We start from the raw sequence: 17,480 nt of genomic DNA, 5'->3' as shown, positions 1-17,480 counted from the left end.
CTCACTCCGCTGGCCTCACCGCCTGCAGGGCCGCGGCGATGCGGGCGGCCAGCTGCTGCTTGTCGAACGGCTTGGCCAGCACCGGGCCGGCCCAGGTGCGCGTGACCGCCTCGGCGTCCATGTAGCCGCTGATCAGCAGCACCGGCAGGGCGGGATGCGAGACGCGGATGCGCTGCGCCGCCTCCGCCCCGGTCAGGCCCGGCATGGCGTGGTCCATGATCACCAGCTTGGGAACCGCGCCGGCGTCGAGGCGCGCCAGGGCGTCGGCCGCGTCCACCGCCTCCTCGGGCTCGCTGCCGAGGTCGCGCAGCAGTTCCGCCGTCGCGCTACGGACGTCGCGGTCGTCGTCCACCAGCAGGACCTTCAGGCCGGCGAAGTCGACGGGCGCGGCCTCGGCCGGCTGCGGGTGCGCCTTCTCCGCCGGCGCGGCGACCGGCAGATAGACGTGGAAGCGGGCCCCGCAGCCCGGCGCCGTGTCGACCCGGATGCCGCCGCCCAGCTGCTTCACCACGCCGAGCACCTGCGGCAGGCCCAGGCCCGATCCGGCCCCGACCGGCTTGGTGGTGAAGAACGGCTCCCAGATGCGCGCCAGCACCTCCGGCGTCATGCCCGAGCCGGTGTCGGCCACGGTGATGCGGACGTAGTCGCCCGGTCCCGGCGCCTCCAGCGGCGGGTCGGGCTCGCTCACCCGCTCGCGCGCGGTCTCGATCAGCACCTCGCCGCCCTCGGCCATGGCGTCGCGCGCGTTGATCGCCAGGTTCAACACGACCAGCTCCAGCTGGGTGCGGTCCGCCATCGCCCAGAGCGGATCAGGGCTGAGCTCGGCGCGCACGCGCGTGGCGCCGCCCAGGGCGCTGTCGAACAGCACGCGCAGGCCCTCGATCACGGCGTTGACGTCGAGCGGTTCCGGCTCCAGGCGCTGGCGCCGGGCGAAGGCCAGGAGCTGGGCGGTCAGCTTGGCGCCGCGCTGGGCCGCCTGGCGGGCGTTGGCGACGTACTTCTCCAGCGCCTCGTCCTTGATCCGCTTGCCCAGCAGGTCGAGGTTGCCGATCACCGCGGTCAGCAGATTGTTGAAGTCGTGGGCGACGCCGCCGGTCAGCCGCCCCAGCGCCTCCACCTTGCGCGCCTGCACCAGCCGCTCGGTAGTCTCCTCCAGCTCGCGGGAGCGCTCGACCACGCGCGCTTCGAGGGTGTCGTTGAGCTGGCGCAGCTCGTCCTCGCGCGCCTTCAGCTTCAGCGACGCGCCATGCAGCGCCTCTGCGACCGCGTCGGTCTCGCGCAGACCGGTGGCGAGCGCAGGCGCCGCCGCGCCCCGGCCCATGGCCTCGGCCGCGCCCTCCAGGCTTTCGACCGCCCGGGTCACGCCGCGCGCGAACCACACCGTCAGCAGCGCGCCGAGCGCCAGCAGGGCCAGGCACAGGACGAAGGTCATCATCAACGATCGCGAGAGGCTGCCCGACACCTCCGCCCGCGGCACGCCGACCAGGAAGGTCCAGCCGGTGACCGGCGAGCGCCGGTGCGCGACCAGGGTCTCGCGGCCGTCGAGCGAGACGCTGTCGCCCACGCCCTCCGGAGAGTTGCGGATCCGGGCGAGAATGTCCGGAGAGGCGAGCGCGCCCACGAACCGTTCGGGCTCGACGTTGCGCGCGATCACCCTTCCCCTGCGGTCTATGAGCGTGCCGTACCAGCCCTCGGGGAGGCGCTGTTCGGCGATCACCGCGTTGGGCGCTGATGGACGCATGGCGATGGCCAGGATGTAGGGGCGCTCGCCGGGACCTTTGGCGAGGGTGGCGAAGGCGATGACATGGCCCTTCTCGACTATGCCCTGCAGCAGGTCGGAGACGTAGGTCTCGCGCTCGCGCAGGTCGACGTCGGGCGGCAATCGCATGCGCGGAAGGGCCTGGCCCGGTTCGGCCAGGGTGTTTACCAGCTGCTGCCCATCGATGTCGGCGACCACCACCCACTTGTCTTCGTGCGGCACCGCCTCGCGGGCTTGGCGATCGAAGGCCGCGAGGTCGCCTTCCCGCAGGTGCGGCGACAGGGCCAGCACCTGCAGCACGCCGGTGACCTCGCGGGCCTTGCCGTCGATGGCCAGGGACATGGCCCCCGCCGTCTCGGAGATCTGCCGTTCGGTCGAGGCGCGGTGACTGCGGTAGGCGTCGACGATCAGCAGGGTCGCGGCCAGCGCCGCGGTCATAACCAGGGCGACGGTGAGCAGGGTGAGACGCCCGCGGACCGACCCCAGCAGCCCGCGCAATCGAGAGACGCGGACCGGGGGGCGTTCACTTGACGTTTCTGTAGCTTGCGTGGCGCCCGTCGCCGTCATGCACCATCCGATCTCGACGAAAGAAGCTAGCCCGATCGGTAACCGACTTCGACCGGGATAACGCCTCAGACGTCGAAACGGACTCCCTGAGCGAGCGGCAACTCCTTGGAATAGTTCACCGTCTGCGTCTGGCGGCGCATGTAGGTTTTCCAAGCGTCCGAGCCGCTCTCGCGGCCGCCGCCGGTCTCCTTCTCGCCGCCGAAGGCGCCGCCGATCTCGGCCCCGGACGGGCCGATATTGACGTTGGCGATGCCGCAGTCGCTGCCGGTGGCCGACAGGAAGGCCTCGGCCTCGCGCACGCTGTCGGTGAACACGCAGGACGACAGGCCCTGCGGCACGGCGTTCTGCAGTTCGATCGCCTCGTCGAAGTCGGTCCAGGTCAGGACGTAGAGGATCGGCGCGAAGGTCTCGTGGCGGACGATGGCGCTCTGGGCCGGCATGCGCACGATGGCCGGCTTCACGTAGGCGCCGCCCAAGCCGGCGTCGGCCCGGCCGCCGCCGACCACCACCGTGCCGCCCTCGGCCCTGGCGCGGTCCAGCGCCGTGTCGAAGGCCTCGGCCGAGCGCTCGTCGATCAGGGGACCGACCAGGGTGTCGCCTTCCAAGGGGCTTCCGATCTTCAGGGTGGTGTAGGCGCCCTTCAGGCGCTCGACCAGGGCGTCGGCGACGCTGGCGTGGACCAGCAGGCGCCGCAGCGTGGTGCAGCGCTGGCCGGCGGTGCCGACGGCCGAGAAGGCGATGGCGCGCACGGCCATGTCGAGGTCGGCCGACGGCGTGACGATCATGGCGTTGTTGCCGCCCAGCTCCAGCAGGCAGCGGCCGAAGCGCTCGGCCACGCGCGGGGCGACCGCGCGGCCCATGCGGGTCGAGCCGGTGGCCGAGACCAGCGGCACGCGCGGGTCGTCGACCAGGGCCTCGCCCACGGCCTGAGCGCCGACCAGCACCTGCGACAGGTGGGCCGGGGCTTCGCCGAAGCGGGCCGCGGCGCGCTCGAAGATCGCCTGCGTGGCCAGCGCCACCAGCGGGGTCTTCTCCGACGGCTTCCAGATCACGCTGTCGCCGCAGACCAGGGCCAGGGCGGCGTTCCAGCACCACACGGCGACGGGGAAGTTGAAGGCCGAAATGACCGCGACCGGGCCCAGCGGCTGCCAGCGCTCCAGCATGTGGTGGCCGGGCCGCTCGGACGGCATGGTCAGGCCGTAGAGCTGGCGCGACAGGCCGACGGCGAAGTCGCAGATGTCGATCATCTCCTGGACTTCGCCCAGGCCCTCGGAGCGGATCTTGCCGGACTCCAGGGTGACCAACAGGCCCAGGTCGTCCTTGGCCTTGCGCAGTTCTTCACCCAGCAGGCGGACCAGCTCGCCGCGGCGCGGGGCCGGGACCTTGCGCCAGGCGCGGAAGGCGGCGTCGGCGCGGCCGACGGTTTCAGTGACCTGGGCGGCGCACTGGGTGCGGACCGCGCCGATCTCGGCGCCGTCGACCGGAGAGCGCACGGCCAGGTCGCCGCCTTCGAAGGCGGCCCGCTCGACGCCGAGACGGTCCAGAATTGCGCGCGCCTGTTCAGCCGTGGTCATGTCGCCTCTCCGATACTCGAGGTGAGGGCTTAGCGGTCCGCGGCCGATTCCGGTAGCCCGTCAGTCGCCCTTCGGGCGGACGTCCTCGGGGCGGAAGAACATGGCCAGGCTCAGGCTCTGGCCGATGCGCGCCGCCTTCTCGCGCAGCACCCGGGCCTGGGCGGGCGCGAACAGCTCGTCGGCGGTCTCGCCCCACAGGAACAGCCAACGGTCGAACATGCGCGGCTCCAGCGGCAGCTTCATGTGCGCCGGCATCGGGCGGCCGCGATAGCGTCCGGTGGCCAGCGTCACCGACGACCAGAAGTCGGTCAGCTTGACGAGGTGCTCGGGCCAGTCGTCGATCGCCGTCTCGAACACCGGGCCGATCAGCGGGTCGCGGCGGACCTTGTCGTAGAAACGCTCCACCTGCACGGCGAGGGCTTCGTCGGTGATCTCGGTCGCGGGCGTCATGGGCGGCCGCTTCCCACACCGCGCGCGCGTCCGCAAGCAAGCGCGCGACGAAGCGCGTGAGGCCCTTGCGCGCGCCCCCGGGCGAACGATGATACGGCTGAGCTTCCCCACCCCGGATGTCCGATGCGCGCCGCCGTCGCCCTCGCCTGCCTGTTGTTCGTGGCCCTGGACACCTGCGCGAGCGCGTCCGCCCCGCTGCCGCCGCCGAAGCGGCCGCCGACGCCGAGCCCGGCCGGGCTGGTGCCTCTGCCCTGCGACGGCTCCGAGCCCTTGCGGCCGGCCCACGGGACCTACTGCCTGACGGATCGCCACTACGTCACGCCGCAGACCCGTGACGCGATCGTTCGGGCCGCGCGGGCGGTGCACAAGGCCTATCCGGACACGGTCGTGACCTTCATGGACGCGTCCTGGCCCAGCGGGAAGAAGCCCTTCCCGCCGCACCTGAGCCATGGCGACGGACGCCAGATCGACCTGGCCCTGTTCTACGAGAGCAAGGACGGGCGGCGCCTGCCCAAGCCGCCGGGCTCCATCAACGGTTACGAGGACTTCGAGCCGCGGCCCGCCGGCGAGCCGGATCCCTGCCCCGGAAGGTGGAAGCACCGCCGCCCGGACCCGCCGACGACGCGGACCTGGCGACTGGACGAGGCGCGCTCCGAACTGCTCACCCGCACCCTGATCAAGGAGAAGGCGGTTCGCCGGGTGCTGATCGAGCCTCACCTGGAAAAGCGGTTCGGCCTGTGGGGGAACGCCAAGGCGCGCTTCCAGGGCTGCTACGCCGCGCGTCACGACGACCACCTGCACGTCGACTTCAATTAGGGTGCGGCAAGGTGCGTCTTGAAAAGGAACGCACCAACCTGTAATAACCTCAGTTGCAGTTTCGAGATCGCGATTTCGGCAACACCGAACGTGACTTATTTTCGAAGCGGCGCCTTAAACCGCACGCAACCATCCCTATCTTGGGTCGTTGACGGGGAACGGGCGACTGACCGCGCTGGGGTGGCGCGGCCGGCTTCACGGCTCTCCCGACCACGTGACCGCCCGGGGAGTAAGGTCCATGGCCAACAATTCGCTCGCCGTCATCTCGCCGGAAGGCGGGCTGTCTCGGTATCTCACCGAGATCCGCAAGTTCCCGATGCTGACGAAGGACGAGGAGTTCATGCTCGCCAAGCGTTGGCAGGAGCACGAGGATCCTCAGGCCGCCCACAAGCTCGTCACCTCGCACCTGCGCCTCGTGGCCAAGATCGCCATGGGCTATCGCGGCTACGGCCTGCCGATCGGCGAAGTGATCTCGGAAGGCAACGTCGGCCTGATGCAGGCCGTGAAGAAGTTCGACCCGGACAAGGGCTTCCGCCTGGCGACCTACGCCATGTGGTGGATCCGCGCCTCGATCCAGGAATACATCCTGCGCTCGTGGTCGCTGGTGAAGATGGGCACGACCGCGGCCCAGAAGAAGCTGTTCTTCAACCTGCGCAAGGCGAAGAGCCAGATCAGCGCCTTCGAGGAAGGCGACCTGCGCCCCGATCAGGTCGAGACCATCGCCACCAAGCTGGGCGTGACCAACGAGGAGGTCATCTCGATGAACCGGCGCCTGGCCGGTCCCGACGCCTCGCTGAACGCACCTCTGCGCTCGGACAGCGAGAGCGAGTGGCAGGACTGGCTGGCCGACGACACCCAGGTGTCGCAGGAGAGCCAGATCGCCGAGAGCGAGGAGCGCAGCCTGCGCATGGGCCTGCTGCAGGAAGCCATGCAGGAGCTGACCGACCGCGAGCGTCACATCCTGACCGAGCGCCGGCTGAAGGACGAGCCGACCACGCTGGAGGAACTGGCCTCGCAGTACGGCGTCAGCCGCGAGCGGGTCCGCCAGATCGAAGTCCGCGCCTTCGAAAAGCTACAGAAGGCCATGCGCGCCGCCGCCACCGAGCGGAACCTGGTCGACGCGTAAATTCTCTCCTCCCCTGCGAAACGGGGGAGGGGGACCACGCGAAGCGTGGTGGAGGGGGCGAGCCGTAGGGCGCGCCCCTTTTTCTTTTGTCCGGAGTGAAGCTTTGACAGAGGCGGCGGTTCGCCCCCTCCACCGCCTTCGGCGGTCCCCCTCCCCCGCGCGCTGCGCGCGCATGGGAGGAGAAGCCCGTTACGCCACCCGCGCCTGCGGCGCGTTGGCGGCGAACAGGCCGGTGACGGCGCCGACCGGGCCTTCCACATCCGCGCGAGTCAGACGGTCGCTGGCGAGCGCCAGGTCGAGCTGGGCGGCGGCGACGGCCAGCTGCACGTGGCTGCCCTCGACCGCCAGCTGCTTCAGGGTGACGGCCTGCTGGCGCAGGGCGCGGATCGCCTGGCCGGGATCCTGGTCGAACTGGTTGACCGCGGCGCGCAGGATGCGGACCGCCTGGTCCATGGCCTGGGCCTGGGCTTCGCCCGGGGTCTTGGGCTTGTCGGCGTTGCGCTTGCGCGGGCCGGCGTACTCGGCGGAGTTGAAGCGTCGGCGGTCCGGGCCGACGTAGCCGACCGCCTCGATCCAGTCGCGCGGCTTCATAGACACCGCCTCCAGCCGCTTCAGCAGGTCGCCGGCGGTGAAGGGCTTGCGCAGGAACTCGTGCACGCCGACGTCGCGGGCGCCCTTGATCGACTGAACCGTCGCCTCGGCGGTGACCATGATCACCGGCGCGCGGCGGCAGGCCATGTCGCTGCGGCGCAGCTTGCGCGTGAAGGCCAGGCCGTCCAGCCGCGGGCCGGAGAACTCGACGAAGATCAGGGTCGGGTCGAAGTCGCGGGCCAGGCTGAGCGCGGTCTTCTCGTCCGGCTCGATCATCAGGTTCTTGCCGCCGAGCGCACGCGCCAGATCGGCCAGCACCTTGGCCGAAGCCGGCTGGGGATCGACGATCAGCACGCTGCGCAGATGCGGCGCGAAGTGCTGAATGAGTTTCGGATCGGCGGCGAACACGCGGGAAGCTCCCTTACACGGACGTAGGGATACCCGCGTACGGTAAAGACCGCCTTTACGCCTGGAACGGATCGCGCATCAGGATCGTGTCGTCGCGCTCGGGGCTGGTCGACAGCAGGGCCACCGGCGCGCCGATGAGCTCCTCGATGCGGCGCACGTATTTCACCGCATTGCCCGGCAGTTCGACCCACGAACGGGCGCCCACCGTGCTTTCCGACCAGCCGTCCATTTCCTCGTAGATCGGCTCGACCGAGGCCTGGTCCTTCATGCCGGCCGGCAGGTAGTCCAGGGTGCGGCCGCCCACGCGGTAGCCGACGCAGATCTTCAGCTTTTCGAGGCCGTCCAGCACGTCCAGCTTGGTCAGGGCCACGCCGTGGATGCCGTTGATGGCCACCGACTGGCGCACCAGCACCGCGTCGAACCAGCCGCAGCGGCGCGCGCGCCCGGTGACGGTGCCGAACTCGCGGCCGCGCTCGCCGATCTGGCGGCCGATGTCGTCGTGCAGCTCGGTCGGGAACGGGCCGCCGCCCACGCGGGTGGTGTAGGCCTTCACGATGCCCAGAACATAGCCCACGGCGCTCGGGCCCAGGCCCGAGCCGGCCGCGGCCTGGCCGGCGACGGTGTTGGACGAGGTGACGAACGGATAGGTGCCGTGGTCGACGTCGAGCAGCGAGCCCTGCGCGCCTTCGAACAGGATCTTCTTGCCCTCGCGGTGAGCGGCGTCGAGCACGCGCCAGACCGGCTGCGCGTACGGCAGCACCTTCGGCGCGATCTCGAGCAGGGCCTCGATCAGGCCCGGGCCGTCCACTTCCGGCAGGTCCAGCCCGCGACGCAGCGCGTTGTGGTGGGCCAGCAGGCGCTCGACCTTGATCTCCAGGGCGGCGCGGTCGGCCAGGTCGGCGACGCGCACGGCGCGGCGGCCCACCTTGTCTTCGTAGGCCGGGCCGATGCCGCGGCCGGTGGTGCCGATCTTGCCGGCCCCGGCGGCCTTCTCGCGCGCGGCGTCCAGGTCGCGGTGGATCGGCAGGATCAGGCAGGCGTTGTCGGCCAGGCTGAGCACCTCGGGCGTGATCTTCACGCCCTGGGCCTCGATGCGGCCGATCTCGTCCAGCAGGGCCCAGGGGTCGACGACCACGCCGTTGCCGATGATCGACGGCTTGCCCTGCACCAGGCCCGAGGGCAGCAGCGAAAGCTTGTAGGTGATGTCGCCCACCACCAGGGTATGGCCGGCGTTATGGCCGCCCTGGAAACGCACCACCACGTCCGCCCGGTTCGACAGCCAGTCGACGAGCTTGCCCTTGCCTTCGTCGCCCCACTGGGCGCCGACAACCGCGACGTTCGCCACCTTCGCTCCGATCGCTGATCAAATTCCACACACGTCGAGCCGCTCGGCCAGGGGCCGGCGGCGCACGCGGGGCGAGCCTATAGACCAGTCTTAAGCCGCTGTCGTCCCGTCGGCGCCGTATTGTCCACCGAAGCGGCGATCAGGCCGGCTGCGGCTCCACCATCGACGCCGCGAAAGCCCAGTCCAGCCAGGGCGTCAGCGCTTCGACATCGGCGGCCTCGACCGTGCAGCCGCACCAGACGCGCAGGCCCGGCGGGGCTGAGCGATGGCCGGCGATGTCCAGCGCCACCCCTTCCCGCTCAAGGGCCGAGCAGAACCGCTTTACGAAGGCCGTGCGGCCCTCGGCGTCCAGCCCGGTCACCCGCGGATCGACGAACTGCAGGCAGACCGAGGTCTCCGACCGGATCGCCGGATCGCTGGCGAGAAAGTCGATCCAGGGCGTGCGCGCCACCCAGTCCGACAGGATCTCGAAATTCGACTGGGTGCGGCGGATCAGCTCGGGCACGCCGCCGACGCGGGCGGCCCAGCGCAGGCCGTCCAGCCAGTCCTCGACCGTGAGAAGGGAGAAGGTGTTGATCAGCGCGCCGTCGAAGATCGCCTCGTCGGCACGGCCGTCCTTGCGCAGGCGCAGGACCTTGGGGATCGAACGGCCGGGGTCGAAGGTGTTCAGCCGCTCGACCGCGCGCGGCGACAGCACCATGAAGCCGATGCCGGCCTCGCCACCCAGCGCCTTCTGGAAGGAGAAGGTGGTCACGTCCAGCCGGTCCCAGGGCAGGTCCATGGCGAAGGCGGCCGAGGTGGCGTCGCAGATGGTCAGGCCGGACCGGTCGGCGGCGATGAAGTCGGGGCCGGGCATGCGCACGCCCGAGGTCGTGCCGTTCCACGGGAACACCAGGTCGGCGTCCGGGCGCACCTTCGACAGGTCGGGCGCCTGGCCGTAGGGCGCCTTCAGCACCTCGGCGTCGATCTTCAGGTGTTTGACCACGTCTTCGGCCCAGGTGTGGCCGAAGTTCTCGAAGTCCAGAACCTGCACCGGACGCTCGCCCAGCAGGTTCCACAGCGCCGCCTCGACCGCGCCTGTGTCGGAACCGGGGATCAGCGCCACGCGATAATCGTCGGGAATGCCCAGCACCTCGCGGGTCAGGTCGACCGACTGCTGAACCCGGGCCAGCGAGGACGGCGCGCGGATGCCGCGGCCGACAAGGGCGCCGGCCAGGGCGTCGGGCGACCAGCCTGGGCGCTTGGCGGTCGGACCGGACGAGAACCACGGCCGCTCGGGCCGACGCGAGGGTTGGGCGGACGGGTTCATGGCTTTGGCGTTCCCTGGGGAGAGAGTCGGCTGCGCCTGAACCTAGGCGCACGCGCCCCTCAGGGACAGAGGCCGCGCCAAATGAAAAGCGCCCCCGGGCGTGGGCTCGGGGGCGCCTTCATACTTAACAGCTTCGCGGCAGGGCCGCGTCAGATCAGTTGCCGCCCGGGAACTTCAGCGGAACCTTCACCACGCCGGACTTGCTGCCCATCGGCAGGGCTTCGGCGATGCAAAGGGCGGCCTTGTCGAAGCCTTTGCCAGCGGCGCTGTCCTCGACGACCTTGCAGCCCGAGAGCTTGCCGGCGTCGGCGGTGCATTCCAGCATCACGCTGGCGGCGTCCTTGGTGTTGGCGAAGCGCGACAGACAACGGTCCATCTGCTCTTGGAAGTTCGCGGCGTTGACCGACGAACCGGCGAACAAAGCGCTAGCGGCGATCAGGCCGGCGACGATAGACTTCTTCATGGATGGGCTCCCCTACTAGAAGCTGTTGCTTTCAAGCGGAGGGATGCCACGGTCATCTTAAAAAACCACTGACGCACCGTGACCATTTCACGGCGATTTATGCCTAACGGAGGTATGAATTCGTTAGGGATGTTAGGGTTAAGTCCCTCCTGAAATCCTAGAGTCGCACGCGCGCGGCTCTCCGGGGGGAGAAGAAATTATGCGTCTGGTACGGCTCGCCGACCTGCCTTTGATCGTGAAGGTCGGCTTCGCGCCCGCCTTTGCGGTCGTCATGCTCGCCGCCATGGCCGGCGGCGCGGTTTGGACCCAAAAGACCCAGTCGGCCGAACTGGCGGGCGTCGTCCAGGGCGACATGCCGCGCAGCCTGAAGCTGAAGGACATCTCCGAGCGGATCACCGCCGTCAACGGCCAGCTCTACGTGGCCATGACCAAGAAGGCGACCGCGACCGACGAGGGGCAGACCGGCGCGCGCATGAAGGCGCTGCTGTCCGAGATGGACGGCATCGACAAGGACCTGAAAGCGCTCGAGGCGTCCTCGCCGAAGGACCAGAAGGCCTCGATCGCCCAGCTGCGCAAGGATCTCTCCGACTGCCGCAGCGGCATCGAGATGGTGGAAGGCATGCTGGACGTCGATGTCGGCATGGCCAGCAGCTATCTCAGCGCCTTCGAAGACAGCTACAAGGCGATGAACAAGACCCTGGGCAAGGTCGTGAGCTCGGCCCAGGCCGCCACCGACAAGCGCGCCGCGCACAGCCTGGAAAGCGCCGAGGGCGCGGTCGGCCTGATGATCACCGGCGCGGTGATGACCCTGCTGACCGTGGGCGGCATCGCGGCCTTCCTGGTGCTGAACCTGCGCCGTGAAGTCCGGCGGATCGCCACCGCGACCGAGGCCCTGGCCCGCGGCGACGACCGCGTCGAGCTGGACCGCCTGCAGCGCAAGGACGAACTCGGCGCCGTCGTCAGCTCGCTGGTGGTGTTCCGCGACAACCAGCGCAACCTGGCCGAACTGAAGGCCCAGCAGGACAGCGAGCGCGCCGCAGCGGAAGCCAAGCGCCGCGCCGACGAGCAGACCGCCGCCGCCTCCGCCGAATCCCAGGCCTTCGTGGTCAATTCCCTGGCCCAGGGCCTGGAGAAGCTGGCCTCCGGCGACCTGACCTTCCGCCTGAACGACCACTTCGACGGCGACTACGACAAGCTGCGCGGCGACTTCAACGCCGCCGTCAGCCAGCTGGAACAGACCATCCGCACCATCACCGCGGCGACCTCGAACATCCAGTCGGGCACCGGCGAACTGTCGGAGGCCGCCTCGGACCTGTCGCGCCGCACCGAGCACCAGGCCGCGACCCTGGAGCAGACCGCCGCCGCGGTCGAACAGATCACCGCCACGGTCAACGGCACCGCCGAAGGCGCCTCGCACGCCCGCGAAGCGGTGGAGACCGCCAAGGTCGACGCCGAGCAGTCGCGCGAAATCGTCGGCCGCACGGTCGAGGCCATGGGCGCGATCAACGCCTCCTCGCGCCAGATCACCCAGATCATCGGCGTGATCGACGAGATCGCCTTCCAGACCAACCTGCTGGCGCTCAACGCCGGCGTGGAAGCGGCCCGCGCCGGCGACGCCGGCAAGGGCTTCGCGGTCGTGGCCTCCGAAGTGCGCGCCCTGGCCCAGCGTTCGGCCGAAGCCGCCAAGGAGATCAAGTCGCTGATCTCGGCCTCCTCGACCCAGGTCGAGCAGGGCGTGTCGCTGGTCGGCGAGACCGGCAAGACGCTGGAACGCATCGTCGCCCGGGTCATCGAGATCAACGGCGTCGTCGCCGAGATCGCCGCTTCGGCGCGCGAGCAGGCGTCGGGCCTGGCCGAGGTGAACACCGCGGTCAACGAGATGGACCGCGCCACCCAGCAGAACGCCGCCATGGTCGAGGAGACCACCGCCGCGACCGCTTCGCTGGCCCAGGAAGCCGGCGAGCTGTCCCGCCTGGTGGCCCAGTTCCGGGTCAACGGCCTGGAAGCCCGCCAGCGCACCGCGCCGCGCGCCCCGGCCGCCGACATGCGCCGTCCCGCCCCGCAGGCTCCGGTCATGCGGGCCGGCGCCGGCCGCGCGGCCACGGCCGCCAAGCTGGCCTACGCCCCGGACGAGGGTTGGGAGGACTTCTGATCGCCCGAAAGGCGCGGAAATGAGAAGGCCCCGGCGGTCCACCGCCGGGGCCTTTCTCTTTTCGCCGACCGGCGAAATCTGAACGGAAGCTGACTGAGCGGGTTCAGGTTCGCGTCAGCCGCACCGTGGTTCTCTGCTCTCGAAGCCGCCACGGAGGCGGCCCGATCCGAAGGAGTAGACCCATGAAGAAGGTTCTCGCGTCCGTCCTGTTTGTGTCCGCCCTGGCCGCCGCCGCTCCCGTCCTGGCCGCCCCCGGCGGTTGGCAGTCGATCAACGAGCGTCAGGCCCGCCTCGACCAGCGCATCGACATCGGCGTGCGCAACGGCTCGCTGACCCGCCACGAGGCCCGCAGCCTGCGCGCCGAATTCAACCAGATCGCCCGCCTCGAAGCCCGCTATCGCCAAACCGGCCGCGGCCTGGAGCAATGGGAGCGCCGCGACCTCGACGCCCGCTTCGACCGGCTGAGCGCCCGCATCAAATTCGAGCGCCACGACCGTGACGGCCGCGGCCGCTATGACGACCGTTACGACCGTCGCGGCCGCCCCTGATCGGCCCTGAGCTTCCATCCCTCGAACTGAACGCCGCCGCGGGCTCCCCACCGCGGCGGTTTTCATTTCAGAGCCGCAACCGGCTCTCGATAACCGTGACGGCCTGGCCGCGCAGAAGGACCCGCTCGCCGCGCATGGCGGTGGAGATCTCACCGCCCCGGCCCGGGAAGGCCTGCAGGAAGCGCAGCTCCGCCCGGCCCAGCTTGTCGGTGTAGAGCGGCGCGAGGATGCAGTGGGCCGAGCCGGTGGCCGGGTCCTCCGCCACGCCGGAGCCCGGCGCGAAGAAGCGGTCGACCACGTCGAAGGCGGGATCGTCCGACAGGGCGGCGACCACGATGTTGCCGCGCCCGCCCGTGGCCTCGCCGGCTATCCGGTGCAGCGCGGCGATGTCGGGATCGAGCCCGCGCACCGTGGCCGCGGTGTCCAGCACCGCGATCAGATAGGCGCCGGCCCAGACTTCCACCGGCGTCACGCCCAACGCCTCGGCCAGGCCGGCCGGGACGTCGGTGCGCCGCGGCGGGTCGGCCGGGAAGTCCAATTCATAGCCGTCGGCCGAGCGGCGCACGATCAGCGGCCCGGAGCGGCTGTCGAAGGTCAGGGCCTCGGCGTCGACGCCCAGTTCGGCGAACAGAACATGAGCCGAGCCCAGGGTCGCGTGCCCGCACAGCGGCACTTCCATCCCCGGGGTGAACCAGCGCAGGCTGAACCGGTCGGGCCGGTCGGTCTTCAGCAGGAAGGCCGTCTCGGCCTGATTGTTCTCCTTGGCCAGCGCCTGCATCCAGGCGTCCTCGGGCCAGGCCTCGAAGGGCTCGACCACGCAGGCCGGATTGCCGCGGAAGGGGGCGGCGGCGAAGGCGTCGACTGTCCACTGGCGCATGTCCGCGCCATTAGCATTGGCGGCGTTACTTGGCGAAGCGCTTCTGGAATTCGGCCACGATGTCTTTCAGCGGCCCTTCGGCCAACTTGGCGTCCGGCGTCGCGCCCTTGCAGGCCAGGGCCAGGTAGCCGGCCTCGGTCGACTTCGGCTCGACCGCCTGCCACTCGCCGACCGTCTCCTCGGAGGCGACCGGCTTGCCGCTCGCGTCCAGCCCCAGCACCGCGCCCTCGCGCCGGCGCGGCTGGGTGCAGTCGTACTCGTTGTTAGCCACCAGGAAGTGGACCGGCGCGCCGTCGCGCGACATGGGCGCCTTGGTGGCGAACAGGGTGGCGATCTGGGCCGAGTTTCCGTCCGGCGCGCGGCGGATCGAGCCCGCGTCGTAGGCGGTCCCGCCGCTCGCGTCGGCGGCGACGATCACCCAGCTGTTCCGCGGGATTGGGACGGCGACCACCGACGCGGCGGTCTCGACAGCGGGCGCGGACGCGGGGGCGGGCGCCGCGACCGGCGCCGAAACGTTCGCAGGCGCGGCGGCGAGGCCGGCCAGCGCGGCGAGAACGGTCAGATACATCTCGGCCCCTTCACGATCACCGTCGGCATCAGGCGGCGGCTTCGCGGCCATAGTGAGGCCGCACGCGCACAGTTCAACTGCGCCGCACCTGCGACGAGGGCGGTGGCGCCGCGCGCCCGGCCGCGGTAGGCCCGTCCCATGACCGACGAGTTGATCCTCACCGACGACCGCGCCCGCATCGACCTGGCGCGCGCCTTCCGCTGGATCTCCGGCGAGAGCTACTGGGCCAAGGACATTCCCTACGCCGTGTTCCGCCGCGCGGCCGAGAACTCGCTGTGCGTCGGCGCCTTCACCGGCGGAGAGATGGTGGGCTTCGCCCGGGTGGTGACCGATCGGGCGACCTTCGCCTGGCTGTGCGACGTCTGGGTGGACGCGCCGGCGCGCGGCCGCGGCGTGGGCAAGCGCATGATGGCCTACCTCGCGGACCATGCCGACCTGCAGGGCCTGCGCCGCTGGTCGCTGGCCACCCGCGACGCGCACGAACTGTATCGCCAGTTCGGCTTCACCGCGGCGAACGCCGAGCGCGGCATGGAGCGGCTGGACCCGCAGATCTACGCCCGCGCCCTGGGCCGGCCGGACGTCCGCTAGAGCGCGATAGCCGGAAGGGGACGCCGGTTTCGGCGGCCATCGCGCTCTAACTCTAGGAAGTTTGAGCCTTCATCGCGCGTCGCGCAGCGGCCAGGCGTGGTCCAGCGGACCGTGGCCCTTGCCCAGGCCCGGCGCGCGGCGGATGGCTTCGGCCGTATAGGCCCAGGCGTTGGCGACCGCCTCGGTCAGGTGCAGGCCCTGGGCCAGACCGGCCGCGCAGGCCGAGGCCAGGGTGCAGCCGGTGCCGTGGGTGTTGCGGGTGTCCAGCCGCTCGCCCTCGAAGGTGGTCTCGCCGGCGGGGGTGACCAGCACGTCGACCACCAGCTCGCCCGGCACATGGCCGCCCTTCATCAGCACGGCGTGGGCGCCCAGCTCCAGCAGCCGCTCGCCGACCCGGCGCTGGTCGTCCAGCGAGGCGACGCTCAGGCCGGTCAGGGCCTCGGCCTCCGGCGCGTTGGGGGTCAGCAGGCCGGCGCGCGGGACCAGCAGGCTGCGCACCGCCTCCACCGCCCGAGTCTCGAGCAGGGGCGAGCCGCCCTTGGCGATCATCACCGGATCGATCACCGCAGGCACCCCGCGGGCGGGCCCGTCCAGCAGGCGGGCGACCAGCTCGACCACCTCGACCGTGGCCAGCATGCCGGTCTTGATCGCGTCGGCCCCGATGTCGTCCAAAACGACGCGCGCCTGGGCCTCGATCACCTCCAGTGGAATGGGGTGCACGCCGTGGACGCCCAGGGTGTCCTGCACGGTGATGGCGGTGACGGCGGTCGCCGCGAAGCCGCCGAGCGCTGTCACCGCCTTGATGTCGGCCTGGATCCCGGCGCCGCCGCCGGAATCCGATCCCGCCACGATCAGGACGCGGCCTTTGAAGTCCACTGAGTCTGACATGGGCGCGTTCTACCTACACCGGCGCCGAATGCGAGAGGGGAACGCAAGGCCGGCCGATCGGCTCCTCAGCCGGCCAGCGCCGCCCACGTCTTCACCGCCTGGGCGGTCTCGCGCACGTCGTGCACCCGCACCGCCGCCGCGCCTTTGGCGACGCCGTAGAGGGCCGCGGCCAGCGAGCCGCCCAGCCGATCGGTCGCGGACGTCGCCGACGGGTCGAGCGCCTGCACGAAGCGCTTGCGGCTGACGCCCAGCAGCACCGGGAAGCCCAGGTCGCAGATGCGATCGAGATGTCGGATGAGCTCGAGGTTGTGGGCCGGCGTCTTGCCGAAGCCCACGCCCGGATCCAGCCAGATCTTCTCGCGCGCCACGCCGGCCGCCATCACCTTTTCGGCGCGCTCGGCCAGGAAAGTGCGGACCTCCTCGACCACGTCGTCATAGCGCGGGGCATCCTGCATGGTGCGCGGCTCGCCCTGCATGTGCATCAGCACCACCTCGCAGCCGAGCACGGCGGCGACGGCCGGCGCTTCCGGCGCGAAGCCGAGGCCGGCGACGTCGTTCCACATGTCCGCGCCCGCCTGAACGGCGGCGCGCGCGACGGCCGGCTTCATGGTGTCGATCGAGACGCGCACGTCGCTCTTCGCCCGGATCGCCGTGATCACCGGGACCACGCGGGCGATCTCCTCGGCCTCGTCGACGGCGGGCGCGCCGGGGCGGGTGCTCTCGCCGCCGATGTCGAGGATGTCCGCCCCCTGCCCGACCAGGGTCAGGGCGTGAGCGACCGCCGCCTCATGATCGAGGAAGCGTCCGCCGTCGGAGAAGCTGTCAGGCGTGACGTTGACGATGCCCATGACGAGCGGGCGGGAGGAAGGCATGCGAACTCGTCTGCGGCGCGATCGGGCCCGGACCTTCTAGGCCCGATCGACGCTCGCGAAAACGCCCGGCTTGGGTCAGCGCCAGTCGATGAACTCGGCGAAGTCGCCCAGCATGCCGGTCCAGACCGAGAAGTCGTCGTCGAGGCCGGACATGGTGCGCCCGGCGTTCACGTTGACGTCGTACTGGACGTAGGGGTCGCTATCGTCGTCGAGATACACCTTGAGATAGCGGTTCTCGCGGTTCCAGCGGTTGGCCTGGGCGGCCGACAGGCCGTCCTTCAGGTCGAACCCGGCCGAAAACTGGATCGCTTTGCAGCGCGGCCCTTCGCAGTCGTAGAAATAGACCTTGAAAGTGATGCCATCCGCCGCGCTGCTGATCATGGGATCGCCCGCGTCGTCCTTGGACAGGTCGGCGCGGTAACCCTTCTCCTTGAGCCAGGCGGCGACTTCCGGACCGGTCATGCCGCCGTCGTGGATCGTGGCGGCGCTCGCGGCGCTCGCGGCGAAGACGGCGGCGGCCATGGCGAGGCCGGCGACAGCGAATTTCATGATGTGTCCCCCCGGCGCGCGATCACGGCG

17 protein-coding genes are annotated in these 17,480 nt (G+C 70.6%); 5 read left to right on the top strand and 12 right to left on the bottom strand.

Going from position 1 to position 17,480, the window contains the following annotated elements:
• Window position 1: 1 nt before the first annotated feature.
• The 3 genes from H8B08_RS01025 to H8B08_RS01015 form a co-directional block, all read right to left on the bottom strand.
• Window positions 2-2,257, bottom strand: coding sequence for an ATP-binding protein (locus tag H8B08_RS01025; protein ID WP_187448361.1), 2,256 nt, complete (start codon window positions 2,255-2,257; stop codon window positions 2-4).
• A 134-nt stretch (window positions 2,258-2,391) separates the two neighbouring features.
• Window positions 2,392-3,900 (bottom strand): aldehyde dehydrogenase family protein, encoded by a 1,509-nt coding sequence (locus H8B08_RS01020; RefSeq protein ID WP_187448360.1) that lies wholly within the window; start codon window positions 3,898-3,900, stop codon window positions 2,392-2,394.
• A 60-nt stretch (window positions 3,901-3,960) separates the two neighbouring features.
• On the bottom strand, window positions 3,961-4,350 hold the full coding sequence (locus tag H8B08_RS01015) for a group III truncated hemoglobin (protein WP_187448359.1): 390 nt from the start codon (window positions 4,348-4,350) through the stop codon (window positions 3,961-3,963).
• 123 nt (window positions 4,351-4,473) lie between these two features.
• On the opposite strand from H8B08_RS01015, the gene H8B08_RS01010 reads away from it, so the two are divergent.
• A complete protein-coding gene (locus tag H8B08_RS01010) occupies window positions 4,474-5,166 on the top strand; it encodes a hypothetical protein (RefSeq protein WP_187448358.1) in 693 nt (230 codons plus the stop codon).
• A 238-nt stretch (window positions 5,167-5,404) separates the two neighbouring features.
• Window positions 5,405-6,292 carry an RNA polymerase sigma factor RpoH gene (gene rpoH / locus H8B08_RS01005; RefSeq protein ID WP_187448357.1) on the top strand — a complete coding sequence of 296 codons (888 nt, stop codon included), beginning with the start codon at window positions 5,405-5,407 and terminating at the stop codon, window positions 6,290-6,292.
• Window positions 6,293-6,481: 189 nt separating this feature from the next.
• On the opposite strand, the gene H8B08_RS01000 is transcribed toward rpoH, so the two are convergent.
• The 4 genes from H8B08_RS01000 to H8B08_RS00985 form a co-directional block, all read right to left on the bottom strand.
• Entirely contained in the window at window positions 6,482-7,291 is an 810-nt protein-coding gene (locus tag H8B08_RS01000; protein WP_187448356.1) for a response regulator, read from the bottom strand.
• Between the two features lie 55 nt (window positions 7,292-7,346).
• Entirely contained in the window at window positions 7,347-8,636 is a 1,290-nt protein-coding gene (locus H8B08_RS00995; protein WP_187448355.1) for an adenylosuccinate synthase, read from the bottom strand.
• Between the two features lie 139 nt (window positions 8,637-8,775).
• Complete coding sequence (locus H8B08_RS00990; protein ID WP_187448354.1) at window positions 8,776-9,945, bottom strand: phosphoserine transaminase; 1,170 nt, start codon at window positions 9,943-9,945, stop codon at window positions 8,776-8,778.
• 154 nt (window positions 9,946-10,099) lie between these two features.
• Entirely contained in the window at window positions 10,100-10,408 is a 309-nt protein-coding gene (locus tag H8B08_RS00985) for a hypothetical protein (RefSeq protein WP_187448353.1), read from the bottom strand.
• Window positions 10,409-10,607: 199 nt separating this feature from the next.
• On the opposite strand from H8B08_RS00985, the gene H8B08_RS00980 reads away from it, so the two are divergent.
• Both H8B08_RS00980 and H8B08_RS00975 read left to right on the top strand, forming a co-directional pair.
• The gene (locus H8B08_RS00980; RefSeq protein WP_187448352.1) at window positions 10,608-12,560 is read left to right on the top strand and encodes a methyl-accepting chemotaxis protein; all 1,953 of its coding nucleotides are present in this window, start codon (window positions 10,608-10,610) and stop codon (window positions 12,558-12,560) included.
• A 182-nt stretch (window positions 12,561-12,742) separates the two neighbouring features.
• Window positions 12,743-13,108, top strand: coding sequence for a hypothetical protein (locus H8B08_RS00975; RefSeq protein WP_187448351.1), 366 nt, complete (start codon window positions 12,743-12,745; stop codon window positions 13,106-13,108).
• 67 nt (window positions 13,109-13,175) lie between these two features.
• On the opposite strand, the gene H8B08_RS00970 is transcribed toward H8B08_RS00975, so the two are convergent.
• Window positions 13,176-13,985, bottom strand: coding sequence for a PhzF family phenazine biosynthesis protein (locus H8B08_RS00970; protein ID WP_187448350.1), 810 nt, complete (start codon window positions 13,983-13,985; stop codon window positions 13,176-13,178).
• A 25-nt stretch (window positions 13,986-14,010) separates the two neighbouring features.
• Window positions 14,011-14,553, bottom strand: coding sequence for a surface-adhesin E family protein (locus H8B08_RS00965; protein WP_187448349.1), 543 nt, complete (start codon window positions 14,551-14,553; stop codon window positions 14,011-14,013).
• 138 nt (window positions 14,554-14,691) lie between these two features.
• Between H8B08_RS00965 and H8B08_RS00960 the strand changes: the two genes are divergently transcribed.
• Window positions 14,692-15,141: a GNAT family N-acetyltransferase gene (locus tag H8B08_RS00960; protein WP_187448348.1), complete on the top strand. Its 450-nt coding sequence runs from the start codon at window positions 14,692-14,694 to the stop codon at window positions 15,139-15,141.
• Window positions 15,142-15,210: 69 nt separating this feature from the next.
• Here H8B08_RS00960 and thiD read toward each other — a convergent pair whose 3' ends face one another.
• The 3 genes from thiD to H8B08_RS00945 all read right to left on the bottom strand — a co-directional run bounded on the left by thiD (window position 15,211) and on the right by H8B08_RS00945 (window position 17,450).
• The gene (gene thiD, locus H8B08_RS00955; protein ID WP_187448347.1) at window positions 15,211-16,029 is read right to left on the bottom strand and encodes a bifunctional hydroxymethylpyrimidine kinase/phosphomethylpyrimidine kinase; all 819 of its coding nucleotides are present in this window, start codon (window positions 16,027-16,029) and stop codon (window positions 15,211-15,213) included.
• Window positions 16,030-16,094: 65 nt separating this feature from the next.
• On the bottom strand, window positions 16,095-16,901 hold the full coding sequence (gene folP / locus H8B08_RS00950) for a dihydropteroate synthase (protein ID WP_255500605.1): 807 nt from the start codon (window positions 16,899-16,901) through the stop codon (window positions 16,095-16,097).
• A gap of 75 nt (window positions 16,902-16,976) precedes the next feature.
• Window positions 16,977-17,450: a YbjN domain-containing protein gene (locus H8B08_RS00945; protein ID WP_187448346.1), complete on the bottom strand. Its 474-nt coding sequence runs from the start codon at window positions 17,448-17,450 to the stop codon at window positions 16,977-16,979.
• Window positions 17,451-17,480 lie beyond the last annotated feature (30 nt).

The sequence above is a fragment of the Caulobacter sp. 17J80-11 genome (assembly GCF_014349105.1).
Taxonomy (GTDB): domain Bacteria; phylum Pseudomonadota; class Alphaproteobacteria; order Caulobacterales; family Caulobacteraceae; genus 17J80-11.
Note: the sequence above shows the minus strand (reverse complement) of the source record. Positions and strands in the feature narration are given on the sequence as shown.

Coding starts and splice junctions, on each gene's coding strand:
- H8B08_RS00985 (WP_187448353.1), bottom strand. CDS start 10,408: ATGAAGAAGTCTATCGTCGCCGGCCTGATCGCCGCTAGCGCTTTGTTC.
- thiD (WP_187448347.1), bottom strand. CDS start 16,029: ATGTCAGACTCAGTGGACTTCAAAGGCCGCGTCCTGATCGTGGCGGGA.
- H8B08_RS01015 (WP_187448359.1), bottom strand. CDS start 4,350: ATGACGCCCGCGACCGAGATCACCGACGAAGCCCTCGCCGTGCAGGTG.
- H8B08_RS00975 (WP_187448351.1), top strand. CDS start 12,743: ATGAAGAAGGTTCTCGCGTCCGTCCTGTTTGTGTCCGCCCTGGCCGCC.
- H8B08_RS00965 (WP_187448349.1), bottom strand. CDS start 14,553: ATGTATCTGACCGTTCTCGCCGCGCTGGCCGGCCTCGCCGCCGCGCCT.
- H8B08_RS01020 (WP_187448360.1), bottom strand. CDS start 3,900: ATGACCACGGCTGAACAGGCGCGCGCAATTCTGGACCGTCTCGGCGTC.
- H8B08_RS00990 (WP_187448354.1), bottom strand. CDS start 9,945: ATGAACCCGTCCGCCCAACCCTCGCGTCGGCCCGAGCGGCCGTGGTTC.
- H8B08_RS00960 (WP_187448348.1), top strand. CDS start 14,692: ATGACCGACGAGTTGATCCTCACCGACGACCGCGCCCGCATCGACCTG.
- H8B08_RS00980 (WP_187448352.1), top strand. CDS start 10,608: ATGCGTCTGGTACGGCTCGCCGACCTGCCTTTGATCGTGAAGGTCGGC.
- rpoH (WP_187448357.1), top strand. CDS start 5,405: ATGGCCAACAATTCGCTCGCCGTCATCTCGCCGGAAGGCGGGCTGTCT.
- folP (WP_255500605.1), bottom strand. CDS start 16,901: ATGCCTTCCTCCCGCCCGCTCGTCATGGGCATCGTCAACGTCACGCCT.
- H8B08_RS00970 (WP_187448350.1), bottom strand. CDS start 13,985: ATGCGCCAGTGGACAGTCGACGCCTTCGCCGCCGCCCCCTTCCGCGGC.
- H8B08_RS01010 (WP_187448358.1), top strand. CDS start 4,474: ATGCGCGCCGCCGTCGCCCTCGCCTGCCTGTTGTTCGTGGCCCTGGAC.
- H8B08_RS00945 (WP_187448346.1), bottom strand. CDS start 17,450: ATGAAATTCGCTGTCGCCGGCCTCGCCATGGCCGCCGCCGTCTTCGCC.